This window comes from Sphaerisporangium sp. NPDC049457, from assembly GCF_055586705.1.
Genome location: NZ_JBVJHR010000006.1, coordinates 23,660 through 50,062, shown reverse-complemented (window position 1 = coordinate 50,062; position 26,403 = coordinate 23,660). Strand labels below are relative to the sequence as shown.

Sequence of the window (26,403 nt, the reverse complement as noted above, 5' to 3'; positions counted from 1 at the left end):
TCAGGGGACGGTGGCGCCGTCGAGGAAGGCGCGGGCCCGCTCCGGCCGCAGTGTACGGCCGCGGGCGAACAGCTCCGCGAAGACCTCGTCGCCGAGCGCGGTGCGGGCCGTCGCGGTGGTGCGGCGCACGTCGTCCTGCTCCGCCGCCATGACGGCCAGGCTCGCCGACTCCCGGACGGCCGCCGCCGCGCCGAGCAGTTGAGCGGCCTGGCCATGGTGGCCGGCGAGCGCGCGGGCGCCGGCCAGGCCGGACAGCGCCATCGCGATGTCCGGGGGGCCGCCGAGGTCCAGGGCGATCGTGAGCGCCTCCGAGTGCCTGGCCAGGGCGGCCGCCGCGTCGCCGCGCAGCTCGGCGACGTAACCGAGCTCCGCAAGGACGCTCGGCGCGTACAGCGGATGGCCCGGCCCGGTGTCCTGCTGCCGGACGGCCGCGTCGGCGAGGTTGCGCAGGTGCGTCTCGGCGACGTCGAGATCGCCCTGCCGGCGGGCGGCGAAGGCGAGTCCCATCTCCGCGAACACCGTGCCGAGGGGCGAAGCCTGTTCCGTGGCGAGCTCCAGCCCTTCCTCGCAGTAGGCGCGCGCCGCCGGATGGTCGCCGCACTGCATGGCGATCCAGCCCAGCCAGGACAGGCGTCCGGAGACGTCGGTCCAGAGCCCGAGGTCGGAGGCGATGCGCAGCCCTTCGAGGTGCAGGCGGTTGGCCGTCTCATGGTCGCCGGTCATTCCCGCGTGCGCCCCCAGCCACTCTGTGGCCTGCAGCAGCCCCCACCGGTCCCCGAGCTCGCGGAAGAGGCCGGCACTGCGGGCGCTGTCCTGTTCGAGCGCGTTCGCGTCGCCGCGCACGTGCGCGTGCTTGGCCCGCAGGCTCAGCGCCGCCGCCACCCCCCACTCGTCGCCGGCCGCCTCGAAGGCGGCCAGAGACCGCGCTATCGACTCGCCCGCGGCGGCCACGTCACCGAGGTCGATCTCGGCGAACGCGAGGAACCACTCGGCCCTGGCCCGCCCCGCGGGGTCGTCCAGGCCGTCGTAGGCGCGGAGCACCGCCTCGTGGCGGGCCGGCCAGTCGGTGATGTCGCCGAGCAGGAACGAGATGCCGGTGTGCCAGGCCGTCGCCCGCGCCCGCGCGGCGGACGAGACCTCGCCGGCCGCGCCCAGCGCCGCCTGGAGCGAGCGCCGGGCCTCCTCCAGCCGGCCGCGCAGGAACCAGTACCAGGTCAGCGCGTTGACCAGGCGCAACGCGAGGCCGGTCTCGCCGTCGCGCAGCGCGCTGTCGAGCGCGGCCCGCAGGTTTCCCGCCTCCGCGTCCAACAGCCGCAGCCGGCGTCCCTGCTCAGGGCCGTACAGGTGCGGTTCCGCGCTCTCGGCCAGCGCGGTGTAGTACAGGCGGTGACGCTTCGACACCTGCCGTAGCTCTCCCGTCTCGTCCATGCGGTCCGCGCAGTAGGCCGCCACCGATTCCAGCAGCCGGTAGCGAGGGGCGTCGTCGACGCGATCGGACATCACGACGAGAGAGCGGTCCACCAGCCGCGCCAGCAGGTCCGGCACGTCCTCGGGCGGCACGCCGCCCACCGCGCTGACCGCCCGGGCCGCCTCCAGGGTGCAGCCGTCCGTGTGCACGGCCAGGCGGCGCAGGACGACGCGCTCAGCCGGGGTCAGCAGCTGCCAGCTCCAGTCGATCATCGCCATGAGCGTCTGCTGGCGGGGCGGCGCGCCCCGGTACCCGGTGGCCAGCAGCCGGAACCGGTCGTCCAGCCCCGCGACCAGGCCGCGCATCCCGAGCGCCCGCACCCGGGTGGCCGCCAGCTCCAGGGCCAGCGGGATGCCGTCCAGCCGCCGGCACAGCAGCGCGACGGCGTCGGCGTTCTCGGCGGTGAGGGCGAACCCGCGCGCGGCGGCGCCGGCCCGGTCCACGAACAGGCGCACCGCGCTGAAGTGCTCCAGCGCCGCCGGATCGGCCCGCCCGGAGGAGGGGGCGGGCGCCTCCAGCGGCGGCACCGGCCACACCACCTCACCGGCCAGCCCGAGCGGCTCGCGGCTGGTGGCGAGCACGCGCAGCCCGGGTGAGGCGCGGAGCAGCGCGGCCGCCAGATCGGCGACCTCGTCGATCACGTGCTCGCAGTTGTCGAGCACCAGCAGCATGCGGCGGGCGCGCAGTGCCCGGGCGAGCCGCTCGACCGGCGCCGACGGCTCCTGCGCACCCGCGACGTCCCGGATGTCGAGCACCGCCATCACCATGTCGGTGAGGGATTCCAGCACGTCGGAGGCGCCTGGACGGTCGAACGTCCCGAGCTCCGCCAGCCATGCCCCGTCAGGGTAGGTGTCGGCCAGCGGGGCGGCGACCTCCATGGCCAGCCGGGTCTTGCCCACTCCGCCGGAGCCGGTGAGCGTGACGAGCCTGTCTCGCTCCAGCGAGGCGCGCACCTCGGCGATCGCGTCCTCGCGGCCGATGATCCCGGCGATCGCCGTGGGCAGGTTCGTCCGCGGACGCGCCGCCGCCGCACCGGTGAAGGCGGCACCCGGATGCCCGGTGCCGGAGTGCCCGACGCCCGTGGGACCGGCAGCGGCAGGATTGGTGGCGGTGGCACCGGTGGCGGCCGAGCCGGTGGCGCCGGGGCCGGTGGCGCCGGGAAGGGCGGTGGCCGGGCCGCCGGGAGAGACGGTGCCAGGACCGGTGGCTCCGGCAAGGACGGTGGCCGGACCGGTGAGGCCGGCGGAGACCGCGGGGCCGCTCAGCGCGGGATCCTGGGTCAGGATCGACCGGCGCAGGGCGACGACCTCCGGGCCCGGATCGAGGCCGAGTTCCTCGGCGAGGTGTACGCGCAGTTCCTCATAACTGTCCAGCGCCTCGGCCTGCCGCCCGTCCCGGTAAAGGGCGAGCATGTGCAGGGCGCGCGGCCTCTCGCGCAGCGGGTGCCTCGCCACATGGTCACCGAGGTCGCCGGCGACCATGGCGTGCATGCCCAGCATGAGCCGTGTCTCGGCGAGGTCCTCCAGCGCGGTGAGCCGCTGCTCCTCCAGTCGGGCGACGGTGGGGCGGGCGAACGGCTCGTCGGCGAAGTCGGCGAACGCCGGTCCGCGCCACAGCGCGAGGGCGCCGGACAGCAGCGTCGCCCTGGCCCGCGGGTCATCCGCCTCGCGCGCCTCGGCCGTCAGCGACGCGAACCGGCGCGCGTCCAGCTCGCCGGCGTCGGTGCGCAGCAGGTATCCGGGCGGCGGCGACACCACGAGATCGCGGCCGCCGGGCTCGGCGTCCTCCAACGCGCGGCGCAGCTGGGAGACCTTGGCCGACAGGGTTCCGGACGGGTTGCCGGGGGGCTGGTCACCCCAGAGATGCTCGATCAGCCGGTCGGCGGAGACCGGCCGTCCTTCGTACACCAGCAGCGCCGCCAGCAGGGCGCGCACCTTGAGGCCCGGCACCGTGACGGGGGCGCCGTCGCCGGTCCATGCCCCCACCGGTCCGAGAACCCCGAATCGCATGCCCGCAACGATAACGCTCCCTGAGCCCGGGACACCGCCCCCCCGAGGGGGACGGCACCGGGTAAGGGGTCGGCGGCCCGCACAGGTGTTGACAACGGGCGCAGGCGGCCGTCCGTGTCACGGACGACCGCCTGCGTGATCCGTTGCCTGGGGAGGCGGGGGAAGGGAGCGGCCTCCCGCCGGGTGTGCGGTGGAGGGGGACGGGAGGCCGCTGGTCGGAAGGGTCATAGTGCTCGTAGTGGCCAGAGTGGTCTCGGTGGCCGATGTGGGTGGTCGAGTGTGCGAGGGGGTGCCGCTTCTGCGGGAAGCGGGCAGGAGGGGTCAGGAGGTCAAGGCTTTGGTGACCAGGGCACTGATGTGGTGATACGTGGTGTAGTCGCCGTGCGAGACGGTGGTCTTGGCGAGGGCGACCGCGATGCCGCTCGCGGTGTCGGCGTAGGCCGCGGTGCCCCCGCTGCCGGCCATGCCGAACAGGGTGGGGCCGTCGAGCGGCCCGGGGAAGCCGAGGTCGTAGCCGAGGCCGCGGGTGGCCGGGAAGCCGATGATCTCGTCCACGCCGGAGACCGCCGTGGTGGTGATCTCCCGCAGCCGGTCGGGGGAGACCAGGCGCACGCCGTCCACCTCGTCCATCAGCGCGGCGTACATGCGCGCCACGGCGCGGGCGGTCATCACCCCGCCGGCCGGGATGTCGGCGGCGAGCACGTCGGGACGGTTGCAGTAGTCGGCCGTCGGCATCGCCGCCGGAGGGGCCGCGGTCCAGCCGTCCACCACCTTGAAGAACGGCACCTGCTCCGCCATCGCGGCCATCATCTCCGGCGTCATCTCCATGGCGCCCTCCACCTCCGCCAGGCGGGCGACCCGGGCGAGTTCCGGCGCGGGGACGCCGAAGTACAGCTCGTCGGAGACGCCTAGCGGCCTCGCCACCTCGTCCAGGAGCGCCTGCGAGATCGGCCGGCCCGTGGCGCGGCGGACGATCTCCCCGACGATGTAGCCGAACGACTGGGGGTGGTAGCCGGTCGCGGTGCCCGGCTCCCACCACGGCACGGCGCCGGCGATCGTGGCGCACATCTTGTCCCAGTCGGTCAGGTCCTCGGGCGTGGTGTCCACCGGCAGGGCGGGCACGCCGGTGGAGTGCGTCAAGGCGTGCCGCACGGTCGCGCCCTGCTTGCCGTGCGCGCCGAACGCCGGCCAGAGATCCACGATCGGGGTGTCGTAGGACAGCTCGCCGCGCTCGACGAGGACGTGCACGACGGTCGCGGTCACCCCCTTTCCCGTCGAGGTGACGTGGAACGGCGTGCTGGAGGTCACCGGGCGGCCGGTCGTCGCGTCGGCCGTTCCCGCGACGGCGTCGACGACGAGTTCCCCGCGCCGGTACACGGCGACCTGCAGCCCCCGTTCGGCGCCCGAGTCGACGAGCGCGTCGATGGCGTCCTGGACCTGCTGCTGAACGTCCTTCATGGGTATTCCTTCCGCATGACGGTGAGATGGCGAGACTGGGTAGATCGAGAAGGTGGAGGTGCTTCGTGGCTCGGCCGGTCAGCGGACCGGCGCGTAGGTGTGGATCACGACACCGGACTCGAAGGTCCTGGTGCCGATCAGCCGCAGCGGGGTCTGCGGCCAGCCGCTGAACACCGGTTCGCCGCGCCCGACGGTGACGGGGTGGACCCAGAGCCGGAACTCGTCGACCAGGCCGTGGGCGGCCAGCGTCCGGGCCACCTCGCCGCAGCCGTACATCAGGATGTCCCGGCCGGGCTGGGCCTTGAGTTCGCGCACCGCCTCGGCGAGGTCTCCCTTGACCAGGGAGGAGTTGGTCCATTCGACCGTGTCCAGCGTGGTGGAGACGACGTGTTTGGGCATGGTGTTGATCCGGTCGGCGAAGCCCTGCTGCGGGGTGCCCTCGTCGTTCATGTCCGGCCAGGAGGCGGCGAAGCCCTCGTAGGTGACGCGGCCCATCAGCAGGGCGTCCGCGGCGAACAGCTGGTCACGGGCCTGGCGGCCGTACTCGTCGGTCCAGTACTCCAGCGACCATTCGTGCGGGTTGTCCTGGATGGCGTTCAACGTGACGAATGTCGAGACGACTAGTTTCCGCATGTCGTGTTCTCCTTACATTTCAGTGATGAAGGCGGCGCCGGCTCCCGGTGGGCGTCAGTAGGTGATCAATAGGTGAAGGGCCGCTTGGCCCGCGCGTCGCGCAGCGCGTGCGCCCACCAGGTCAGCTCGTCCAGCACGGACTTGACCATGGAGTTGCAGCCCGCCGTCGGCTTCGGCCAGCTGCCGTCGGAGGCGTACAGCTCCCAGTAGCAGGGCAGGCTGACCGCGCCGCGGATCGCCACCGCGTGCAGCTCGGCGAACACCTCGCGCAGGTGGGCGATGGCGTGCAGGCCGCCGGACTCGCGGCCGTAGGCCACGAACGTGACCGGCTTGGCCTGCCACTCCTCGTAGAACCAGTCGATGGCGGTCTTCAGCGGAGCCGGGAAGCTCCTGTTGTACTCCGGCGTGACCACCGCGAACGCGTCGGCGGCGGTCAGCCGGGGCCCGAGGGCCAGGACCGGTTCGGGTACGGCCTCGTCGTGGTCGCCCAGGGTGTCGGGAAGCCGGGCCTCCGCCAGGTCGATGAGGTCGATCTCCAGGTCGGGGCGCTTGCGCGCCTGCGCCGAGAACCAGGCGGCCGCGGTGGGACCGAACCGGCCGTTCCGGGTGCTGCCGATGATGACCGCCAATCTCAGCGGTCCGCTGTCCGTCATCTCCGGCCTCCCTCAGGTCGTCCCAGCGCCGTGGTCTCACTGTGCGGGGAGGCGTTTACGGTTTCCTTTCGATCACCCGTAAACAGCCGGTAAGCCCTCTGGCGCAGTGTGGACGGCGCCGGCCCTGAGCGAAGCGGCCGGCCCGGACCGGAGGCGGCGACGCGGCCGCCGTCCACGGACCGGCGCACGCATCCGACGACGAGGAAAGGTCGAGCACATGTCCAGCGACGAGGTGAACGAGTTCGTGAGCGCCCGCCTGCTGCCCGAACACCAGAGCGTGTTCGCCATGGTGCGTGAGGTGATGCGGGAGGGCGCGCCCGGCGCCGCGGAGGTGATCAGCCGCGGATCGCCCGCGTGGCGAGGCGACGACGGGCTGCTGGCGATCGTCAGCCCCAGCAAGACCCACCTCACCCTCGCCTTCACCCGCGGCGCGCGGTTCACCGACCGCCATGGCCTCCTGGAGGGCGTCGGCAAGACGACCCGGCACATCAAGCTGAGGAAGGCGGACGAGGTGAACCGGGACGCGCTGCGCGACTACGTCCGGCAGGCGGTCGAACTCGACCGGAAATGAGCACGCGTCCTCCGACGGCACGTTGGCATCGCAAGGGCCTGAGGGAGGAGGTGGGGTGCGGGGTCAGGCGTGCAGGCCGAGGGTCAGGCGGGGGGACAGGGCGGTGTTGCGGCGTTGGCCGAGGCGGTGGACGGCCAGTTCGAGCGCGTCCCGGGAGCCGACGAGGACGACCCACGAGCGGGCCCGGGTGATCAGGGTGTACAGCAGCCGGCGGTGCAGCATGACGCCGCCGTACTCGGCCACGAGCGGGGCCACCACGATGGGGTACTCGCTGCCCTGGGAGCGGTGCACGCTGATGGCGTAGGCGTGGGTCAGCTCGTCGAGCTGGTCGAAGGCGTAGGTCACCGGGTCGCCGTCGTCGATGAGGACCTCGACCAGCCGCTCGGCGACGTCGATCGAGGTGATCACGCCGGTCTCGCCGTTGAAGACGCCCTTGTCGTAGTTGTTGCGGATCGGCATCACGCGGTCGCCGACGCGGAAGACGGTGTCGCCGGACCAGTGCTCGGCCTTGCCGTCGCCGGGCGGGTTCAGCCGTTCCTGGAGCACACGGCCGAGGGCGGCGGTGCCCGCGGCGCCCTTGCGCATCGGGCACAGCACCTGCACGTGGTCCGCCGGCACGTTCTGCTTGCGCGGGATCGCCTCGGTCGCCAGGTGGACGACCCGCTTGGCGACCTCCTCGGGGTCGTCCAGCTCTTCGAACCAGAAGCCGCCGCCGCCCGGCAGCGCGGGGACCTCGCCCGCCCGGACGCGGTGCGCGGCGCGGATGATGGCGCTGCCGCCGGCCTGGCGGAAGACGTGGGTGAGCCGGACCCGGGGGATGTCATCGACGCGCAGCAGGTCGGCCAGGACGCTGCCCGGCCCGATGCTCGGCAGCTGGTCGCTGTCGCCGACGAGCAGCAGATGGCTGCCGGGCGTGATCGCCGAGGTGAGCCGGGTGGCCAGGTGCAGGTCGAGCATGGAGGCCTCGTCGACCACGATGAGGTCGGCCTGGGCGGGCGTCTGCTGGAACAGCGTGCCGGGCTCGGGATCGGGCTGGTGGGCGAGCATCCGGTGGATGGTCGTGGCGGGCAGCCCGGTGAGCTCCGACAGGCGCTTGGCCGCCTTGCCGGTGGGAGCGGTGAGGGTGACCGTGCCGCCCATGGCCCGCACCGTCGCCGCGATCACCCTGACGGTGTGACTCTTGCCGCAGCCTGGGCCGCCGGTGAGGATGGAGACCGTGCTGGTCAGCGCGGTGGTCACCGCCGCGCGCTGGTCGTCGTTCAGGCCCGGATCCTCCTGGAAGGGGCGCAGCCTCAGCGTCGAGCGGGCCTGGCACAGGCGGGTGAGGTTGGCCGTCAGCCGCAGCTCGCGGCCGTGCTGCTCCTTGGAGTACACCACGGTCTGGCGGGGGTCGCCGAGGGACGCCTCGACCACCACCCGGCGCTCGGCCGCGAGGGCGTCGACCATCTGCCGGACGATCTCGTCGTCCTGGTCGAGCAGGTCGGCCGCCTGCGCGACCAGGGTGGTCAACGGCAGGAAGCAGTGCCCGGACCCGGCGGCCGCGGCCTCCAGCCGGTCGACGATCGCCGCCTTGACGCGCTGCGGGCTGCGTTCTGGCACCCCGGAGCGCAGGGCGATCTTGTCGGCGGTGGCGAACGCGATGCCCCGTACGCGGCCGATGAGCCGGTAGGGGTCGGAGGTCAGGATGTCGGCCGACTCGGCGCCGAACGTCTGGTACACCTTGGCGGCGAGCAGCGGGCTCACGCCGAAGCCCTGCAGCACCACCATCAGCGCGGCGATGGCCTTCTGGTCGGCCCACGCCTCGACGATCTGCGCCTGGCGCACGGGGCCGATGTTGACGACCTCTCTGAGCCGGTCGGGCTCGGCGTCGATGACCGCGAGGCTCGCCTCGCCGAAGTGGCTGACGATGGCGTGGGCCAGCCGGGGGCCGATGCCGCGGATCAGCCCGGAGCCGAGATACATGCGGATGGCGCGGACCGTGGAGGGCACGACGCGCTCGCACGCCGTGACCGCCATGCGCCTGCCGTGCCGCGGATGCTCCTCCCACTCGCCGTCGAGCCACAGCGTCTCGCCGGGCTGCACCCCGGCCAGGACGCGGCCCGCGGCGACGAAGCCGGGCACGCCCTCGGCGCTCATGCGGGCGACGGTGTACTCGTCCTCGCGGACGTACACCAGTTGCTCGACGGAGGCCTCCACGAGACAGATACAACCACTCGGCACCGACACCCGCGGTAATCCCCTCGCGGCGGCGGCGCGCGGCTGTCTAGGCTCGAAGCCGTGCGCGAGCCCATCTTCCGTCCCAGCGCCCGCATCCTGCTCGCCGACGGCGACGACCGGCTGCTGCTGTTCCAGTGGGCCGGCGCCACGTGGATCACGCCAGGCGGCGGCATCGACGACGGCGAGGCGGTCGAGGCGGCCGCCGCCCGCGAGCTGCTGGAGGAGACCGGCCTCCGGGTCGCGCCCGACGGGCTCGGGCCGGTGGTCGCGACCACGTCCGGTCACTGGCGCGCCGCCTGGAACGGCCGCATGTACTTCTCGGTCGAGACCTACTTCTTCCTGCGGGTCGAGGGGTTCACCCTGGACCTGTCCGGCCTCGCCGACTACGAGCGGCGCGACATGCTCGGACACCACTGGTGGACGCTGGCCGAGCTGTGCGCAACTGACCAGCGCGTCCAACCGCGGGGGCTGCCCGACCTGCTCGAACGCCTGTACGCCGGCGAGGTGCCCGCCGAGCCGGTCACGCTGCCCTGGCACCATCCCGAGTTCGCCCACCTGCCCGTCCCCGCCCGCCGGCCGCGCCGCCGCCGCTGAACGGCGGCTCAGGCCGTGGTCTCGGCGCGGCGGCGCACGTGCTCGGCGAACTCCAGCCACTCCTCGGCGACCGCGCACGCCAGGTCGGCGATCATGTACGCGCAGTGGGAGGGCATGGCGCCGCTGAGGTCCTCCCACTCGCCCACGCCCGAGGTGTGGTCGTTGAGCCAGCGCAGCAGCGTGCGCCCGGAGTCGGTGAACCGCACCGACGGGTCGCGCTGGAGCCGGTGCAGGATCGTCGCAGGGTCCTTGGGCCGGTCCGCCCTTCCTGCGGCGGCGACCCGGCGCAGCCGCCGCTCGGCCGCCACGGGCTCGCGGCGCTCGTCCCGCGCGCGCTGCTGCGGCGGGATCGGGTCCTCGCCGCGCATCATGCGGTTGCGCACGTCGCGGGCCGTGCCGAGCGAGATGCCGGCCTGCTCGGCCACCTTGCGCAGTGAGGCGTCCGGGCACAGGGCGAACAGCTCGCAGGCCCGGCGCCTGCCCTCCGCGCTGGTGAGCGGCCGGACGCGGCCGTCGCGTCCGATTCGGCTGAGCGGCTGGGGCACGCCCGGCGTCGCCGCCCGGCGGATGCCGTCGACGGTCTTCGCCGACAGGCCGGTGATCGAGGCGATCGCCCGGTCCGACCACTGCGGGTGCGAGACGACGATGCGGGTGGCGGCCGCCTCGCGGTCGGCGAGCGACAGGGGCAGGCCGTGGGCGGTGTTGGCCTCGACGGCCATGACGAACGCCGTCTCCTCGTCCCCGTCGAAGAGCCGCACCTTGATCTTCTCTTCGCCGCGCAGCACGGCGGCGCGCAGCCGGTGCATCCCGTCGATGACGCGCAGGGTGGCACGGTGCACCAGGATGGGCGGCAGGTCGCCGCCGGACTCGGCGAGCAGGCGGGTGTGCCCGGCGTCCTCGCCGGAAAGGCGCGGCGAGTCGCCCGGCGACAATGCGCTGATCGCCATTATCTCGTAGTCGTCGGCGTCATTCGGCACCGGCGACAGAAGCATCCTCCGGGGCGCGGCGTGGCAATCGGCGAACGCGTTCACCTCACCTGCCGTCGTGATGTCTGCTGCCGGCATCAAGACACCTCTCCCCGTGTTTCATCGGCTCCCACGTGTTCATGCGTGCGCCTGGCCACAGCAAGGCGGTCCGCGGCATACCGGATGCGTGACATCGGCGAACGGTAATCGAGCCCTATCGTCATGCGCCGGGACCAAGGCCGCATCTTCCCGGTTGCTGTCCTGTTTCGGGCGTGTTCCGGGCCAGGTCGCGGCCGATGCCGCATGGCCTGCGCGTCCGGGCGCGGCGGTGCTCCCGATACCGGGGGGAGAAATGGAATTCTGGGGTTGCGCGGCGGCCGGGCACCGGGTAATCGGGGTGCCCAGCGCCGCGGGTCACCCCAGAATTCGCGGCCATTGACGCCGGCCCGCTTGCCCTCAGCGCGCCGGATACCCAGAATTTCTCAGGTAACCGTCCCGACTTTTCCTTCGCGACGCACCGGGCCGCGTGCCGGGAATTCAAGGCGGCGATCTCACGACAGGCGCGCGCCGCGTGACGGCGACCCCGGTTCATGGCACGCCGAAGCCTGATCGGGCTCCGGCCCGAGTGAGGAATGCGATGGCTCAGCGAACGCTCGAGAAGACCGGCATGGCGATCCCGTACGCCGGATGGTTCCTCGTCCAGGCCAACGTGATCATGATCACCCCGTTGCTCGTCCCGGTGGCCGCCCACTTCCACGTCGGCCTGGCCACGGTGACGCTGGCGCTGACCGCCTACCTGCTGCTGTTCGGCGTCATGCAGCCCTTCTACGGGCTGCTCTCCGACTCGGCAGGGCGGGTGCGGGTGATGCGGCTCGGCCTGGCGGGAGTGTCCCTGGGCAACCTGCTCGCGGCGCTCGCGCCCAACGTGACCCTGCTGATCGTGGGCCGCGCCCTGGCCGGCGCGTTCGCCGCGGCGCTCGCGCCGGTGACCGTGGCCTACATCGGCGACCGGGTGCCGCCGGCACGGCGCCAGCGGGTGATGGCCGGCCTGATGTCGGTCGCGGCGATCGGCACGGCCACCGGCACCATCAGCGCCGGCGTGCTCAACGACCTGATCAACTGGCGGGCCGCCATCCTGCTCGTCGCGGTGGGCGCGGCGGTGCTCGCGGTGCTGTACGGCAGGCTGCCGGAGACGCTGGCGGGCAAGACCGGCCACCGGGAGGCGCTGAAGCGGCTCGGCCAGGTGTTCCGCGGCGGATGGTTCCGCTTCCTGACGATCTTCGCCTTCTTCGAGGGCGCGTCGATGGTGGGGTTCTACAACTTCTTCAGCTCCTCGCTGCAGGTGCACGGGAAGAACGCGGCGATCGCCGGCATCGTCACCGGCTCCTACGGCCTCGGCGCCGTGGTCGGCGGGATGGTCGTGCGGTCGATCGACTCACGGGTGACCGCCGCCGGGCTGTTCGGCGGCGGCTGCACGCTGCTGTTCGCGGGCTTCCTGGCCGCGGCGTTCAGCCAGACCATCCCGGCGATCCTGCTGGCCGGCCTGCTGGCCGGGATGGCGCTCGCCATCGCGCAGTCGACCATCCAGACCTGGATGATCGAGGCGTCGCCCCCCGACGTGCGCGGCACGGCCGCGGCCGTGGTCGCCTCCGCGGTGTTCACCGGGGCCGCTCTGAGCACGGCCGCCGTCGGCGGGCTCGCGGCCGGCGGCCAGTTCCGCCTGCTGTTCGGCATCGCCGCGCTGGTGACCCTGCCCGTCACGATCGTCGGCACGCTCGCCCGGGCGCGGTTCTCCCGCGCCGCCGTCCCCGCCTGACCCCCGGCGCCGTCGCGCGCCCACCGGCTCCACCAGACCAGATGAACCGAATGGAGATACCCCACATGACTCGGACGGTTGTTGTCACCGGCGGCGGAACCGGCATCGGCTACGCCGTGGCCTCGTCCTTCGCCGCCCAGGGCGCCCACGTCTTCATCACCGGGCGGCGCGAGTCCGTCCTCAGCGAGGCCCGCTCGCGGCTCGGCGACGGCGTGAGCACGGTCGTGTGCGACGCCACCGACCCCGACCAGATCGAGGCGCTGCGCGACCAGCTGCCCACGACCGTGGACGTGCTGGTCAACAACGCCGGCGGCAACCGCGACCTGGACGGCCCCGGCCCCGGCGCACCGCAGCTGGGCGCCGTCGGGCTGAGCGGGCAGGGGCCGCGCACGCCGGACAACCTGCACGCCCTCGCCTCGGCGTGGCGGGCGAACCTGGAGGGCAACCTGGTCAGCGCGGTGCTGATGACGGCCGCCCTGGACAAGCAGCTGGCCCCGGGCGGCGCGGTCGTGCACATCGGCTCCTTCGCCGCCGACCGGGGCGCGGGCTCCTACGGCGCGGCCAAGGCCGGGCTGAACTCCTGGAACCTGTTCCTGGCGCGGCAGCTCGGCGCCCGCGACATCACCTCCAACGTGGTGTCGCCCGGCTACATCGCCGACACCGAGTTCTTCCGCGACCGCAACGGCCGGCAGTTCCACGACGCGCGGGTCGCCGAGACGATGAACGGGCGCGCGGGCTACCCCGAGGACATCGCCGGGGCCGTCGTCTTCCTCGCCTCCCCGGCCGCCCGGCACATCACCGGCCAGGTGCTGAACGTCAACGGCGGCGCGCTCACGACCCGCTAGACGACCCGCCCGGTGTGCTGGAGCAGCTTGCCGACCTCGTGGGCGCATCCCCAGGACAGGCCGACCCCGGCGCCCGCGTGCCCGTAGTTGTGGATCACGCGGGCGTCGCCGGCGGCCTCCTCCTCCAGGCGGACGCGCGGCCGGGCCGCGCGCAGTCCGACCTCGACGCCGAGGACGCGCGCGCCGGCGATGCGCGGCTCGACGGCGGAGCAGCGGGCGATGATCTCTTCGGTCTGGACGGGGTCGGGCTCGCGGCTCCAGTCGTCGCGGGTCGCGGTGCCGCCGCAGACCAGCCGGTCTCCGTGCGGCATGAAGCCGGTGAGCTTCGGGCCCTTGCTGAACTCGAAGAAGTAGTCGGTGATCCCGGGGTTCTCGACGATCACGTGCTGGCCGCGCATCGCCCCGATCAGCGGGTCGGCGGTGAGGTGCCGGGCGTAGGCGCCGGTGCAGTTGACGACGACGGGCGCCTCGGCGGCGGCCTCCACCAGCGACGCCACCCGGCCGGTCTCGATGCTCCCGCCGGCCGCGACCAGCCGGCTCGTCAGGTGGTCGAAGTACACCGGCATGTCGACGATCGGCACCGACATCCAGAACGCCACCGCGAACCCGGGGTGCTCCTCGGGCGCGCAGGGCCGGTATCCGGGCAGCCGGTGGGTCCAGGAGGTGTCGGCGATCTCGGGCCGGCTGGCCCACCTGCCTGGGGTGACCCGCACGCCCGTGCCGGGCTGCCCGGCCAGCGCGCCGAAGGTCTCCAGGCCGATGCGGTGCCATTCGGCGGTGGTCTCGTACGGCTCCCAGCTCGCGGTGTCGGCCGGGTCGGAGAGCAGCGGGCCGCCGAGGACGGCCATGGCGACCGCGGAGGTCGTCTCGCGCGGCGGCTGGTCGCCGCGCAGCCGTACCGCGAGCCCCTGCTCGGCCAGGTGCACGGCCGTGGTCAGCCCGATGACGCCGGCGCCGACGACCAGGACATCTGTGCGCTCTGTCACGCGTTCACTCCTTGGTCACAGGAAAGCGGCCGCTGCTCCCCGGTCGTGGGAGCGGGCCGCCGCGGAAGGGACGGGGGGCGTGACGGACTGCCGGACGGCATGAATCCCCCCATGCTGCTGGAAATCACTGAGCCTGCATTGTCGGGTGGCTCCGCGTGCCGGAGCAAGGGCGCCGCCGCCGGTAAGGGGCACCCGAAAACACCCATAAAAGGGATGAATATTCCTATTTCACAATCCCGGGACACGCGGTGGCACAGACCGCCGATGTGGGATATTCGCAAAAGCCCCGCACGATCCGACGAGCATCCGCGCGCGGATGCCTTTCCCGTGAATCGAGGTCGATGACGTGCCCGAGCAGACCGCCGACGCCGGCGTCCAGCAGCCGGTCCAGGTCAGCCCGATCGGTTACGTGGTGACCGGCTACGCCCGGCCGCAGGACGCCCCGGCGCAGGCCACGGAGAACTACGGCGAGCCCGGCAAGGTGGTCGTCCACGACCGGTTCGCCGACGGGCTGGCCGGCCTGGAGCGATGGTCGCACATCTGGCTGCTGACCTGGCTGCACTCCCAGGACGATGACGAGGCGGGGGCGCTGAAGTGCGTCCCGCGCGGCGGCGCCAGGGGCGGGACGCACCGGGGGGTGTTCTCCACCCGCTCCCCGAACCGGCCGAGCCGCCTCGGCATGAGCCTGGTGCGCGTGCTGAGCGTCGAGGGCAACGTCGTCCACTTCCACGGCGTCGACCTGGTGGACGGCACCCCCGTCCTCGACATCAAACCCTGGGTGCGCGGCACCGACATCCCCCCGGACCTCCCACGCTGACCCCCTCCCTTCGCGGGGCGTCGTACCCCCGGCGATCCGCCCCGCGAAACGGTGCCTACGGCGCAGTTTTGTCTGAGGTGACCCTCGCCCACGACCACCCCGCCGCAGCGCGGGTTGTCCGTGGGCGGTGGCGGATGAGCTGTCGCGGTGGGGCGTGGTAGGTACTGTCGGCATGGAGTTCTTCTGTTATCACCGTGATCGGCCTGGTTCCGCGGCGCTGCGTGACGAGCTGCTGGAAGAGCACTGGTCCTACATGGACCGTTACGCGGCAGAGATGATCGCCCGTGGCCCGACCTTCGACCGCGTCAGTGACGCGGCCACCGGCAGCGTGCACATCGTCGATCTGCCAGATCCGTCCACCGCGCGGGCGTTCGTCTTCGACGAGCCCAACTACCAGGCAGGTGTGTACCGGGACGTGATGCTGCGCCGGTGGCGCAACGTGCTGGGGCGCACCATGTGGGACTTTCCCGGCGGCCGGGACGGCGGCGACCGCTATCTGGTGCTGGGCCTCGGCTCCGGGCAGGCCGCGGACCTCGTCCCGCCGCGCGACCGGGACGGGCTGATCGCGTACGGGCCGCTGCTGGCGGACGACGGCACCACCTGGCTGGGTACGGCGGCACTGCTCCGGGCGCCGGACCCCGACGCGGCACGCGCCGTCCTGACCTTGGACCGGTATGCCGGCGTCGAGGTCCACGACTGGGAGTTCGGCGGGCGGCGGTGATGAGAGGAGCGGCGGTGATGAGGGGAGCGGCGGTGATGAGGGGAGCATGGCGAGACGCCCGGCCGGGGCGGCCCGGCCGGGCGTCCTTGGTCCGGCGTTCGATTCGACGCGACGGCGTCGAGCCGGTCGCGGCCTTTCAGGGGCGGGCCGCGATGCCGTAGGCGCGGACTTCCATCAGGTCGCCGCTGAGGTAGCCGTCGTGCGGGCTGGTCGGGCCGGCCGCGTGGGTCGGCAGGCCGCCGACGACGACCTTGCGGATCGACGGCTCGCGCAGCAGGGTCCGTGCCAGGTCCTCGTCGTCGCTCACGACCGACAACGCCAGCGTGTCCTTCAGCGGCGTGACCGGGTCGCGCCGGCTCCACGGCAGCACCCACACGCACGCGAACGGCAGCTCGATGCCGCCGCCCGGGTGGTCCGGCCGGTCGCACACCAGCACGGCGGGCCGCAGCGCCGCCGAGCCGTCGCCGAGGTCGGCGACCCCGCCGTCCTGGTAGAGCGGCGCGGTGGCCTCCACCGCGCCGGCCAGCCGGGACGAAAGGTGCGCGCGCATCGCCCGCGCCTGCTCGATCGGCATGACCGGCAGCTGCGCCTCGCTCGTCTGCGGCGGGGCGGCCACCAGCGCGGCGAGCCGCCGGGCGATGGCCTGACCGAGCTCCATCGGGTCGCCGTCGGTGAACACCGCGCTGGCGTTGGTGCACCGCAGCCCCGCGTCGTAGGCCACCGAGTCGCAGATCACGTCCAGCGCCCGGTCGGTGATCGGGCCGGTGTGCAGGACCTTGGACCTGCCCGGCCCGCGCGGCACCAGGCCGGGGTTGCCGGCGTAGCGCCGGATCGCCGCGTCGCCGCCGAAGACGAGGCTGAGGTCGGCGGCGTTGACCAGCGCGTCCGCCGTGGCGTGCCCACCGGGCAGCAGCGACAGGCGCGACGGCTCCATTCCCGCCTCCAGCGCCGCGGCGATCAGCCGGGACGGGGTGAACGGGTCCCTGGTGCCCGGCCGCACGAGCAACTGGTAGCCGTAGGCCAGGGCGTGCACCCACTGGGTGTGGGTGCCGGGGTTGTTGCTCGGCGCGATCACCGACAGGGTGTCGCCGCGCCGCAGCCACACCGCCCTGATCTCCCCGGGCCCGACGTTCACCGCGGCGCCGGCCGGACGCTCCGCGGCCACGCGCAGCGGAGCGTTCGCGCAGGTCTCGGCCATGTCCGTCACCGAGCGCCGCGCCACGGAGATCGGCACGCCCGCGCTGCGGGACTGCATCTCGCAGTAGTCGGCGGGCGAGAGCCCGTTGAGCGTGGCCGTCCCGAACAGCTCGCCCATGAGCGTGAAGGTCTCGGGGGAGGGCGCCTCGCCGAGCGGGCGGCGCCGCAGCTCCGCGACCGTCAGCGTGGCGGCCAGCGGCGGCGCCATGTCGACGTCGGCCAGGGGCGTGCCGTCGACGCCGCGCAGCAGCGCCGTCTCGGCCGACTTGGCCGTGACGCCCGCCCGGATGAGCGGGACTCTGTACGCCGTGGCCACGGCCATCAGTAGACCCCCTCGATGATGGTCTCCTTGGCGGTCTCGTTCGGCCGCACGTCGGAGACCTCGACGCCGGGGTGGTCGTCCAGCGGCGCGCGCAGCGTGACCATGTCCCGCTCGACGGTGGGCGGCATGAACAGGTCGCGGGTCAGCGACGTGATCTTGACGACGCCGCGGGTGTCGACCGGCACCGTGGTGGTGAGGTCGACCGGGTCGACGACGTCGACCACCGTGTAGGGGTAGAACGGGCGGAAGACGCACGGCGACGGGTCGCCCTCGACGCGGGTGCGCTGCGGGGCCATGCCCATCATCGTGTTGCCGTACGCCCCGGCGAACTTCGCCCCGGGGAACGCCTCGTTCTCCAGCAGGCTCAGCGTCTCGGCGTCGATGCTGGTGCCGCCCCAGATGAAGCCGCGCGCCTTCTCGCGCAGCGGCTCGTACACGTCGGGCCTGGCGACGATGCGCTCCAGGATGCGGGGGGTGCTGGAGACGGCCTGGATGTCCTGCGACAGCAGCACGTCCCTGACCTGGTCGAGGATGTGGTCGATGTAGCGGTCGGACTCGTCCTGGCGGCCGGTGGCGATGCACCGCTTGACCCAGCGCGGGTCCAGGTCGACGAAGTAGGCCAGGAAGCCGCGCAGCTCGGTCAGGTTGCCGATGTTCTTGGCCATGACGTGCGGGCCGGTCGGCCCGATGTGCAGCCAACCCGCCTGCTGCCCGCCGGTCGGGAACCCCTGCTCGTCGAGGAACATGCTCTGGTACTCGATGTTGCGCCTGCGGGAGGTGGCGTCGACGATGCGCTTCGGCGCGCCCGTCGTGCCGCCCGACTCGTACACGCCGAAGCGCCCCGGCCGGCCGAGACAGCCGCGCGGGACGAGGGTGTGCGCGGGGATCGTGCTCCAGTCGATCTTCACGTCGGCGAAGAGCCGCTGGAGGTCGTCGTAGGTCTTGACGTCCGACAGGGGGTCGAAGCCGAACGAGGCCGCCTGCTCGATCCAGAACCGGCTGCCGGTCGAGGGCGAGAAGTGCCACGTCATCGTCGCCACGACCAGCTCGTCGATGTCCGGTGTCCTGTCTACGGGCGCCTCGAACACGGCGGCGAAGTCATCGGACATGAGATTCCCTTTCTCGAAACGCCAGCGGGGCCCGCGGCCCGGCGTGCCGCCGGCCGCGGGCCGGGTCGGACCGCCGGCGAAGGTCAGTTGTGCTGGAGATGGCCATGGCCGTGCTTGTGCTCGGCCGGATGGCCGTGACCGTGGCCATGGCCGTGGCCGTGACCCGCGTGGTCGGGGGGCAGCACCCCGCCGTGCGCGGCCAGGTGGCAGGGCGGGCACAGCATCCGGCCCCTGTGGTCGTGCAGCAGGGCGGTGCTGGTCGGCTCGTCGCAGCCGTCGCACGGAGCGTGCGGCTGAGACTTCTTGGCCGACGGCGCGTCCTCGGCGACCGGCTCGATGAGCAGGATCTCGTCGGCCGGGGCGGCGAGGATCCGCTGGATGCGCTCGGCCTGGCCCTGGGCGAACCGGGCGCGCTCCTCGTCGGTCGCCGTGCCGCCCTCCACCTTGCGGGCCAGCGCCCACGCCTCCTCGCCGCGGAAGGCCTCGCTGCCGGGCCTCGCGGTGATCCGCAGCCCCGCGCCGTCGGAGACGCGCCAGAAGGTGAAGGCGACCTTGCCGTTGTCCTCGAGGATCATGTGGCGGTTGCCGACGGTGCAGCCGGTGAGCACCTGGACCGCGTCGATGGCGCACGCGTCGGTCTCGCCGACGGTGACGACCTCGTTGTCGGCGCCGTGCCGGCCGAGCCGCGCGATGGCCGCGTGCGCGATGCGCAGGCCGACCGCCGACCCCGGGCACTTGTGGCCGTGGAAGGCGGTGACCCGCGCGTAGTCCTCTATATATGTCATCGATGGCTCTTCCTGTCGATGGCGATGGCGTGCGGCGCGGCCGGCAGCAGCCGGACGTCCGCCTCGCGGTCGTTGCGTCCCTCGTAGAAGGCGCGCACCGTGATCTGGTGCAGGTCGGTGGCCGAGACGATGAACACCCACTGGCCGGACTCCTCGGCGAGCAGCCGGTCCAGGCGGGTGCAGGTGTCGCGCCTGGGGTCCTGCGGCCATGGGACGCGGTGGGTGTGGTAGTTGCCGACCACCGCGAGGCCGTGCTCGTCGCAGAAGTCCTCGGCGTCCATCAGCTCGCGGGGGTGGGCGATCCACCCCCGCTGGTCGTTCGGCGTCTCCGAGGGGATGGCGTACTGGTCGACCAGCTCGTCCATGTCGTCGGCGATGTCAGGGTCCCGGCGCATGTTGGCCAGCAGCGGCAGCACGGCCGCCACGTGCAGGGTCGTCCCCGACTGGCGGCCGAGCAGGAGGCCGAACGCCTTGCGCTCGGCCACCTCCCCGTCGATGTAGTGCCCGGTGAGCTTGCGGACGACGTGCCCCGCGATGCCGGCGAACAGCGGGCGAGGCAGCGCGATCTCGCGGACGTCGGCGAGCGTCGCCCGGACCTCAGTGGTGGGCAAGGGCGGTCTCCTTCACCGGCTTGCCGAGCAGGCGCCTGGTCTCCGCCGCCCACGCGCGGGCCTGGGCGACCGTGTACATGGTGAGCTCGGCGGAGTGGCCGAGGTAGGACGACACGTCGAAGATGCCGGCCAGCTCGTCCTCGCTGAGGTGCTGAGCGACGCCGTTCTGGCGGATCAGGTCCTCCAGCGGCGTGCCGCTGCTGCGCGACTCCTGGCTCAGCTCGTACACGTGCTCGTGGGCGGTCTGCTTGCCGATGTGCTTGCCCAGCGCGAGCATGAGCCGCTCGGTGACGATCTGCCCGGCGACGACCTTGGTGTTCTCCAGCAGCCGGTCGGGGTGGATCTTCAGGCCGTCGACGATGAGACGGGTGATGTCGCAGGCCGCGAGCGTGTAGTGCGACACCTCGGGCACGCACGCCCACTCCAGGCGCAGCGACCGGGAGTCGCGCTCGTGGTCGCCGCTCATCGCGGCCAGCGCCACGCCGACCGTGCCGGCCGACAGGCGCGACAGCATGACGGTCTGCTCGCACGCCTCGGGGTTGCGCTTGTGCGGCATCGTGCTGCTGCCGACCCGGCCGAGCCGCCACTCCTCCTCGACCTCGCCGAACTCCGGCCGCGCCAGCAGCCGGACCTCGTCGGCGATGCGGCCCATCGTCCCGGCGACGATCGCCAGGGTGGAGACGAACTCGGCGATGCGGTCGCGGGCGACGTGCCAGGCGAGCGGCGCGGCGCTGAGCCCGAGGCGGGAGGAGAAGCCGCGCAGCAGGTCGATCGCCTGGTCGCCGAAGCCGGCCATCGTGCCGACCCCGCCGAACAGCTCGGCGGTCAGCACGCGCGGGCGCAGGGCGCGCAGCCGCTCGCCGCTGCGCAGGATCTCGTCCATCCAGCCCGCGATCTTCAGGCCGAAGCCGATGGGCAGGGCCGGCTGGGCGTGCGTGCGGCCGAGCGCCACCGTCTCGGCGTGCGTCTCGGCCAGGTCGGCCAGCCGGGTCACGATCGCGAGCAGCTCGTGCTCCATCGCGTCCACGACGTCGCGCATCTCCAGCGACTGGGCGGTGTCCTGGATGTCCTGGGTGGTGGCGCCGTAGTGGACGTACTCGCCGGCCCCGTCCGGGACGGAGGCCTGGAACACCCGCAGCAGGCCGACCAGCGAGTGGCTGGTGCGCCGGATCTCGGCCCGGACGGCGCCGAGGTCGAGCCGCTCGACCTTCGCCGCGTCCGCGATCTTCTGCGCGGCGTCGGCCGGGATGATGCCGAGGGCCGCCTGCTCCAGCGCGAGCGCGGCCTCGACGTCCAGCCAGCGCTGGAACCGGCAGCGGTCGCAGAAGATGCGGCGGCTGGCGGCGGTGCTGTAGCGGTGGCCGTAGAAGGCGGAGTCGACGATGTGGCTGCGCTCGTGGCGGCACGTTTGCTCGGTGCTCATAGGTTCTCTCCTGTGGCGATCAGGCCACTGCGGCGGGACGCGGAGGTCGCGACCCGGTTCCCCTTGGGACGCCGGCTCGCGCGGGCGTAGGGGCTGTGGCCGTACGGGGGCTGGTCGGGGTGGACGGGGGCGTTCGCCGCGATGTCGAGCGCGACCTGCCGCGGCGACTTCCCCCGCGTCCGCGAGCCGGCGATGACGTCGATCACCAGTTCGCGCGTGAGGAAGGCGACGTTCTCCAGCACCTCGTGCGGCTCCGGGAGCGACGCGGGGCCGAACAGCGTCTCCATCGAGGCCGACCCGCCGATGCCGCCGATGAAGTCGGGGACGACGAGCACCCCGCGCTCGTCCAGCACCCGCTCGGCCGCCTCGCTGAGCCCGCAGTTGGCGCCGACGACCACGACCGGCGCCTGCAGCGCCTTCGCCTGCTCGACGGTGATGGCGTCCTCGACGGCGGCCAGGACGAGCACGTCCACCGGCAGGTCGAACAGCGTCTCGCCGGGCAGCCACGCGAGCCGGGAGGTCTGCTCCGACACCGGCCGCGACTGGTCGTGGTCCAGCATCGAGGTGATGTCCAGGCCGCGCGGGTGCACCGCGCAGCCGTAGGCGTCGGCGACCGCGACGATCGAGGCGCCCTCGGCGACGAGGGACTCGGCGGCGGCCCGGCCGAGGTTGCCGAAGCCCTGGATGGCGACGTGCAGCCCGGTCGCGAGGTAGCCGGCGCTGTCTGCGGCGGCCAGCGCCGAGTGGGCCACCACGTGGCCGGCGCGCCGCTGCCCCACGGTGCGCCGGCCGACGGGGGCGTCCAGCAGGCGCATGCGCGCGAAGTACTCCTCGTCGGAGAAACCCTGGGCGTTCTTCACCGCGTACTTCACCGACCGCAGCCCGACACCGGCCGCGAGGCGCTCCAGGTCCTCGAAGCGGGTGCCCATGTCGCAGCCCATGCTGTAGCGGGTGTTCAGCTCGCCGGAGAGGAACGACAGGAAGCGGGAGATCACCTCTTCGCCGCCCGCGGCCATGGGGTCGTAGGCGAGGCCCGACTTGGCGCCGTCGACGTTGATGCCGAGCACGCGCTGCTTGAGCGTCATGCGCTCGGCCAGGTCGATAAGCGTCTGGACCTTCAGACCGGGCTGGACGCGGAACCCGCCGGCGGCCAGCCGGCAGTCTTCCCGGTCATATACCAAATAGCCGGAGCACCCTTCTACCGGGTCGGTGTATTCGATGACACGTGGCATGCGCAACCCCCCAGGGATCTCCAGACCGGGGCGAATCTGTGAGTGTTCGTGATGGTGCACATCGGCCGGTTCGATCGTCAACGAAGGCGGTATTCAGTTGCACGGACGGCCGCCGCCCGCGCCTCGCGCGCGGTGACCGCCGGGGGAGTGCGCCGCCCGCCCGGCGGCCGTCGAAGGCGCGGGCGTCCCCGCGGGCCGCCGCGCCGTCCGTCGCCTCTCACCTGGACGGACTCATGACGGTACGGCCCCGGGCGGCCACGGGCGCGGGGGAGGGCGCGGACATCCGGCCGGCTCGGCGCGGTGTATACGGCGGCGCCGGATATCGCTGATCGCCCGGGAGGTGTACAACTGCTTAAAAGCCGCACTTGCCCGCACAGCTGTCAGCGAAGAACCTGGGCATTTGCCGTTTATGTGCGGCGTCATCCGTATCGGCGGGCGTTGTCGTGGCCGCCGACCGACATATTACCGCCAAATGGGAAAACTTTGCAGCTGCGAATAGGTGGCATTTGTGCGCTCTCCCCGCGGACGGCCGGAAAGCGCGCGCCGGTGGTCTACCCGCGCCTGCCGGTCGTGGCGATGCCCTGGACGAAGTAGCGCTGGCCGACGAAGAAGACCACCATCAGCGGCAGCGTGGTGAGCACGCTCGCCGCCAGGACGATCTCCCACTTGGGGTCGCCGCCCTGGTAGAACTGGTCGACGATGGCCTTCAGCCCGCGCGGCAGCGTGAACAGCGCCGGATCCCGCAGGTAGATGAGCGGCTTCATCAGGTCGAACCAGCTCGCCTTCAGCTCGAAGACGAACGCGATGATCAGCGCGGGCCGCGACAGCGGCAGCGCGATGCGCCAGAACAGGTCGAAGTACGACGCGCCGTCCACCCGCGCGGCCTCGAAGACGTACCTCGGCACGCCGAGCAGGAACTGGCGCAGCAGGAAGATGTAGAAGGCCGAGCCGAACAGGTTGCCCGCCCACAGCGGCACCTGCGTGCCGGTCAGCCCGACGGAGTTCCAGATCAGGTACGTCGGCACCAGGGTGACCGCCGCGGGCAGCATCATGGTCGCGAGCACGCTGCCGAACAGCAGGTTGCGGCCGGGGAAGCGGAAGTACGCGAAGCCGAAGGCGACGAACGCGCTCGACAGCGTGACCGTGGCGGCGGCGGCGACCCCGACGACCAGCGAGTTCACCAGCCAGCTCAGCACGGGGGCCGCGTCCCACACCGCCAGGTAGTTCCCCGGCGCGAACGGGCGCGGCCACGGCAGGAACGGGTCGGCGAAGGTGCGGTCGCGCGGCTTGAGCGAGGCCACCACCAGCCAGACGAACGGGTACAGGAAGACCGCCGAGGTCGCGGCGAGGATCGTGAGGAAGAACACCTTGCGCGTGCCCCGGCCGGCGGTGTCGGCCTGCGGCCCCGAGGCGGCGGGCGCCGCGGCCGCCGAGCTCATGTGGTCGATGGCGGTCATCCGGCGTGCTCCTCGGCCTCGTAGTAGACCAGCCGGTCGCCCACCTTCACCTGGATGAACGTGATCACCGCGATGACCAGGAACAGCAGCCAGGCCAGCGCCGAGGCGTAGCCCATGTGCAGGAACTGGAACGCCTGCTGGAACAGGTAGACGACGTAGAACAGGGCGGCGTCCCCGTAGGACTGCTGGGCGATCTGGTTGCCGAAGAACATCGTGTAGACCTGGTCGAACATCTGCAGCGACGTGATGGTGTTGATCACCACCACGAAGAACAGCGCCGAGCCGATCATCGGCAGCGTGACCGAGCGCAGCCGCTGCCAGGGCCCCGCGCCGTCGATCATCGCGGCCTCGGTCAGCTTCCTGGGCACGTTGCGCAGCGCCGTGAACAGGATGATCGTGGTGGTCCCGAGGTTCCACAGCGACATCAGCACGATGCCGGGCAGCACCCAGTCAGGGTCGGTGGTCCACTGCGGCCCCTCCACCCCGAACAGCCCGAGGAACTGGTTGACCATGCCGGCCTGGCCGTTGAGCAGGAACAGGAACAGCACGCCCACCGCCACGTACGGCGTCATGGACGGCAGGTAGAAGATGGTGCGGAAGACCCCGGCGGCGCGCCCGGTGACCCGGTTCAGGATCAGGGCGAGGGCGAGCGCCGCCACGATCGCCAGCGGCACGTGCAGCGACGTGTACAGCACGGTGTTGCCGATCGCGCGGGCGACCTTGGGGTCCTCCAGCATCCTGGCGTAGTTCGACAGGCCGGCGAAGCGCGGGCTGTCGATCAGGTCGTAGTCGGCGAACGACAGCGCCAGGCTGGCCACCATGGGCCCGGCCTGGAAGACCACCAGCCCGATCAGCCACGGCAGGAGGAAGACGTACGCCCACCGGGTCTCAAAGCGCGTTCTCCTCACCCTCGACGCTCGCCTCGCCGGGTTCCCGCCGGCCCGCCGATCACTCCCAGCCGATCCGGGACCACAGGGAGGTCATGCCGTCGTGGTGCGCGTCGTGGTGCGCGCTGGGGTGCGCACTGTGGTGCGCGCCGTGGTCGCCGTCCTGGGCTACGGGGTCGCGGTGTGTCATCGCCCTCACCTTCCTTTCGCCGGTCGTCTGCTCGGGACCGTGACGGGGTCATGGGTGGTTCGCCTCGTCGAGCGCCCGCTGGGCCTCCTGCTGAGCCTGCTTCAGCGCGGGGCCGGGCCGCTGCCGTCCGAGCAGCACGCGGGCCGCCGCGTCCTGCCACGCCTTGGTGAACTCGGCGGCGGCCCCGGACTGCGGGACCACGAACCCGGCCTGCTGCACCGAGCGGATGGTCGTGACGGCCTGGTCGTAGGCCCGGTGGCCGCTCGGCTTCACGACCTGCGAGAAGATCACCTCGTCGGCCTTCATGTTCCCGGTGTAGGTGCCGATGTTGACCTTGCCCTCCTGCGCCCGCTTGGCCGCGCGCGCCTTCGCCGCCGCGATCCAGGTGTCGGCCGAGGTCATGGTCTTCATCCACGCGCACGCGGCGTCGGGGTTCCTGGCGCCCTTGGGCACCACCCAGGCGTTGCCGCCCACGTTGTTGACCGGTTCGCCGCGCCGGTCCTTGAACGGCAGGACGGTGATGCCGGCGTCCGGGCTGGTGCCGGCCATCGAGCTGACCAGGAACTGCTCGGTGAGCATCGCGCCGACCTGGTCCTTGGTGAACGGGTTGTCGGCGCCGAAGTAGTCGAAGGTGTCGGTGAACGCCTTGAGCCGGGTCCACCCGCCCTGCGCCTTGACCAGCCGGTCGACGTACTCCAGCGCCTCGACCACCTTGGGGTCGTCCAGATGCGCGGTGCGGCCGTCGGGGGAGAGCAGGTCGGCGCCGTTGGCCTTGGCCCACAGCGGCAGGAACTCCGGCAGCTTGGGGTAGAAGCCGAACCGCCGGATCTTCCCGCCGTCGGCCTTGTTCATCTTCGCGGCCAGGCGGGCCAGCCCGTCCCAGTCGGAGGTGTCGATGGACGCGGGGTCCACGCCGGCGTCCTTGGCGGCCTTGTCGTTCACCAGCAGGATGATCGAGTTGTAGAACTCGGGGATCGCGTACCACTTGCCGTCGTACCGCACCTGCTCCCGGGCGGCGGGGTAGTAGTCGTCCGTGGCGATCTTCTGGGTGGCGATGCAGGCGTCCAGCGCCTGGATGGCGCTGCGGGCGGCGTAGCCGCCCAGGCGCTCGCGCGGCATGTACACCACGTCCGGCGGGTCGCCCGCGGCGACGGCCGACAGGAACGCCTGCTCGTCGAACTGCCCCTGGTTGATCCGCACGGTGACGTCCGGGTGGGCCTTCTTGAAGGCGTCGACGCGCACGGTGGCGATCTCGTCCGGCAGGCCGAACCCCATCGTGGTCAGGGTGCCCGCCCCGCCGCCACGTCCGCCGCCGGCGGCTCCGCCCGGCTTCGCCCCCACGCCGCCGCACGCGGCGAGAGCGCCGGCGGCGACGACCGCCGCGGCCGCGCGGCCCACGCGCGAAGCGTCCAAGGACGCACCCCCTTCCCGGGCCGC

At 72.5% G+C, this 26,403-nt stretch carries 23 protein-coding genes; 6 read left to right on the top strand and 17 right to left on the bottom strand.

The genetic code is table 11. The annotated features are described in order from the left end of the window. From ACZ6QO_RS11230 to ACZ6QO_RS11215, 4 genes are all read right to left on the bottom strand, one after another. The gene (locus tag ACZ6QO_RS11230) at nucleotides 1–3,477 is read right to left on the bottom strand and encodes an AfsR/SARP family transcriptional regulator (protein ID WP_465849784.1); all 3,477 of its coding nucleotides are present in this window, start codon (nucleotides 3,475–3,477) and stop codon (nucleotides 1–3) included. Nucleotides 3,478–3,798: 321 nt separating this feature from the next. Then, nucleotides 3,799–4,935, bottom strand: a complete 1,137-nt coding sequence (locus ACZ6QO_RS11225; RefSeq protein ID WP_465849782.1) for a serine hydrolase domain-containing protein — start codon at nucleotides 4,933–4,935, stop codon at nucleotides 3,799–3,801. A gap of 78 nt (nucleotides 4,936–5,013) precedes the next feature. Continuing rightward, nucleotides 5,014–5,568, bottom strand: coding sequence for a dihydrofolate reductase family protein (locus tag ACZ6QO_RS11220; protein WP_465849780.1), 555 nt, complete (start codon nucleotides 5,566–5,568; stop codon nucleotides 5,014–5,016). A gap of 65 nt (nucleotides 5,569–5,633) precedes the next feature. Beyond that, entirely contained in the window at nucleotides 5,634–6,221 is a 588-nt protein-coding gene (locus ACZ6QO_RS11215; protein WP_465849778.1) for an NADPH-dependent FMN reductase, read from the bottom strand. A gap of 217 nt (nucleotides 6,222–6,438) precedes the next feature. On the opposite strand from ACZ6QO_RS11215, the gene ACZ6QO_RS11210 reads away from it, so the two are divergent. After that, nucleotides 6,439–6,792: a DUF1801 domain-containing protein gene (locus tag ACZ6QO_RS11210; protein ID WP_465849776.1), complete on the top strand. Its 354-nt coding sequence runs from the start codon at nucleotides 6,439–6,441 to the stop codon at nucleotides 6,790–6,792. Between the two features lie 63 nt (nucleotides 6,793–6,855). Here the strand turns inward: ACZ6QO_RS11210 and recD2 are convergent, their stop codons facing one another. Beyond that, nucleotides 6,856–8,988: an SF1B family DNA helicase RecD2 gene (gene recD2, locus ACZ6QO_RS11205; RefSeq protein ID WP_465849774.1), complete on the bottom strand. Its 2,133-nt coding sequence runs from the start codon at nucleotides 8,986–8,988 to the stop codon at nucleotides 6,856–6,858. Nucleotides 8,989–9,069: 81 nt separating this feature from the next. Here recD2 and ACZ6QO_RS11200 point away from each other — a divergent pair, with 81 nt between their 5' ends. Beyond that, the gene (locus ACZ6QO_RS11200) at nucleotides 9,070–9,603 is read left to right on the top strand and encodes an NUDIX hydrolase (RefSeq protein WP_465849772.1); all 534 of its coding nucleotides are present in this window, start codon (nucleotides 9,070–9,072) and stop codon (nucleotides 9,601–9,603) included. A gap of 8 nt (nucleotides 9,604–9,611) precedes the next feature. Here the strand turns inward: ACZ6QO_RS11200 and ACZ6QO_RS11195 are convergent, their stop codons facing one another. Further along, nucleotides 9,612–10,667 (bottom strand): ParB/RepB/Spo0J family partition protein, encoded by a 1,056-nt coding sequence (locus ACZ6QO_RS11195; protein WP_465849771.1) that lies wholly within the window; start codon nucleotides 10,665–10,667, stop codon nucleotides 9,612–9,614. A 538-nt stretch (nucleotides 10,668–11,205) separates the two neighbouring features. On the opposite strand from ACZ6QO_RS11195, the gene ACZ6QO_RS11190 reads away from it, so the two are divergent. Both ACZ6QO_RS11190 and ACZ6QO_RS11185 read left to right on the top strand, forming a co-directional pair. Then, nucleotides 11,206–12,384, top strand: coding sequence for an MFS transporter (locus tag ACZ6QO_RS11190; RefSeq protein ID WP_465849769.1), 1,179 nt, complete (start codon nucleotides 11,206–11,208; stop codon nucleotides 12,382–12,384). Between the two features lie 65 nt (nucleotides 12,385–12,449). Next, the gene (locus ACZ6QO_RS11185) at nucleotides 12,450–13,229 is read left to right on the top strand and encodes an SDR family NAD(P)-dependent oxidoreductase (protein WP_465849767.1); all 780 of its coding nucleotides are present in this window, start codon (nucleotides 12,450–12,452) and stop codon (nucleotides 13,227–13,229) included. Here the strand turns inward: ACZ6QO_RS11185 and ACZ6QO_RS11180 are convergent. Continuing rightward, nucleotides 13,226–14,215, bottom strand: a complete 990-nt coding sequence (locus ACZ6QO_RS11180) for an FAD-dependent oxidoreductase (protein ID WP_465849765.1) — start codon at nucleotides 14,213–14,215, stop codon at nucleotides 13,226–13,228. The two genes, ACZ6QO_RS11185 and ACZ6QO_RS11180, sit on opposite strands and share 4 nt — an antisense overlap. Before the next feature lie 346 nt (nucleotides 14,216–14,561). Here ACZ6QO_RS11180 and tsaA point away from each other — a divergent pair, with 346 nt between their 5' ends. Both tsaA and ACZ6QO_RS11170 read left to right on the top strand, forming a co-directional pair. Then, entirely contained in the window at nucleotides 14,562–15,032 is a 471-nt protein-coding gene (tsaA, locus tag ACZ6QO_RS11175; protein WP_465849763.1) for a tRNA (N6-threonylcarbamoyladenosine(37)-N6)-methyltransferase TrmO, read from the top strand. 172 nt (nucleotides 15,033–15,204) lie between these two features. Next, nucleotides 15,205–15,753 carry a YciI family protein gene (locus tag ACZ6QO_RS11170; protein WP_465849761.1) on the top strand — a complete coding sequence of 183 codons (549 nt, stop codon included), beginning with the start codon at nucleotides 15,205–15,207 and terminating at the stop codon, nucleotides 15,751–15,753. A gap of 136 nt (nucleotides 15,754–15,889) precedes the next feature. On the opposite strand, the gene ACZ6QO_RS11165 is transcribed toward ACZ6QO_RS11170, so the two are convergent. The 10 genes from ACZ6QO_RS11165 to ACZ6QO_RS11120 form a co-directional block, all read right to left on the bottom strand. Continuing rightward, on the bottom strand, nucleotides 15,890–17,272 hold the full coding sequence (locus ACZ6QO_RS11165) for an aldehyde dehydrogenase family protein (RefSeq protein WP_465849760.1): 1,383 nt from the start codon (nucleotides 17,270–17,272) through the stop codon (nucleotides 15,890–15,892). Next, nucleotides 17,272–18,381 carry a phenazine biosynthesis protein gene (locus ACZ6QO_RS11160; RefSeq protein ID WP_465849758.1) on the bottom strand — a complete coding sequence of 370 codons (1,110 nt, stop codon included), beginning with the start codon at nucleotides 18,379–18,381 and terminating at the stop codon, nucleotides 17,272–17,274. Before ACZ6QO_RS11160 ends, ACZ6QO_RS11165 begins: the two co-directional genes overlap by 1 nt. An 83-nt stretch (nucleotides 18,382–18,464) precedes the next feature. Continuing rightward, nucleotides 18,465–19,166, bottom strand: coding sequence for an FmdE family protein (locus ACZ6QO_RS11155; RefSeq protein ID WP_465849757.1), 702 nt, complete (start codon nucleotides 19,164–19,166; stop codon nucleotides 18,465–18,467). Then, nucleotides 19,163–19,777, bottom strand: a complete 615-nt coding sequence (locus tag ACZ6QO_RS11150) for an MPN domain-containing protein (RefSeq protein ID WP_465849755.1) — start codon at nucleotides 19,775–19,777, stop codon at nucleotides 19,163–19,165. The genes ACZ6QO_RS11155 and ACZ6QO_RS11150 overlap by 4 nt, the downstream gene beginning before the upstream one ends. Further along, nucleotides 19,764–21,200 carry a class-II fumarase/aspartase family protein gene (locus tag ACZ6QO_RS11145; protein ID WP_465849753.1) on the bottom strand — a complete coding sequence of 479 codons (1,437 nt, stop codon included), beginning with the start codon at nucleotides 21,198–21,200 and terminating at the stop codon, nucleotides 19,764–19,766. The genes ACZ6QO_RS11150 and ACZ6QO_RS11145 overlap by 14 nt, the downstream gene beginning before the upstream one ends. Beyond that, a complete protein-coding gene (locus tag ACZ6QO_RS11140) occupies nucleotides 21,197–22,432 on the bottom strand; it encodes a Glu/Leu/Phe/Val dehydrogenase dimerization domain-containing protein (RefSeq protein WP_465849751.1) in 1,236 nt (411 codons plus the stop codon). The genes ACZ6QO_RS11145 and ACZ6QO_RS11140 overlap by 4 nt, the downstream gene beginning before the upstream one ends. A gap of 551 nt (nucleotides 22,433–22,983) precedes the next feature. After that, nucleotides 22,984–23,889 carry a carbohydrate ABC transporter permease gene (locus ACZ6QO_RS11135; protein ID WP_465849749.1) on the bottom strand — a complete coding sequence of 302 codons (906 nt, stop codon included), beginning with the start codon at nucleotides 23,887–23,889 and terminating at the stop codon, nucleotides 22,984–22,986. Then, the gene (locus ACZ6QO_RS11130; RefSeq protein ID WP_465849747.1) at nucleotides 23,886–24,797 is read right to left on the bottom strand and encodes a carbohydrate ABC transporter permease; all 912 of its coding nucleotides are present in this window, start codon (nucleotides 24,795–24,797) and stop codon (nucleotides 23,886–23,888) included. The genes ACZ6QO_RS11135 and ACZ6QO_RS11130 overlap by 4 nt, the downstream gene beginning before the upstream one ends. Nucleotides 24,798–24,837: 40 nt before the next feature. Next, nucleotides 24,838–24,966, bottom strand: coding sequence for a hypothetical protein (locus ACZ6QO_RS11125; RefSeq protein ID WP_465849745.1), 129 nt, complete (start codon nucleotides 24,964–24,966; stop codon nucleotides 24,838–24,840). Nucleotides 24,967–25,014: 48 nt separating this feature from the next. After that, nucleotides 25,015–26,379 carry an extracellular solute-binding protein gene (locus ACZ6QO_RS11120; protein ID WP_465849743.1) on the bottom strand — a complete coding sequence of 455 codons (1,365 nt, stop codon included), beginning with the start codon at nucleotides 26,377–26,379 and terminating at the stop codon, nucleotides 25,015–25,017. Nucleotides 26,380–26,403 lie beyond the last annotated feature (24 nt).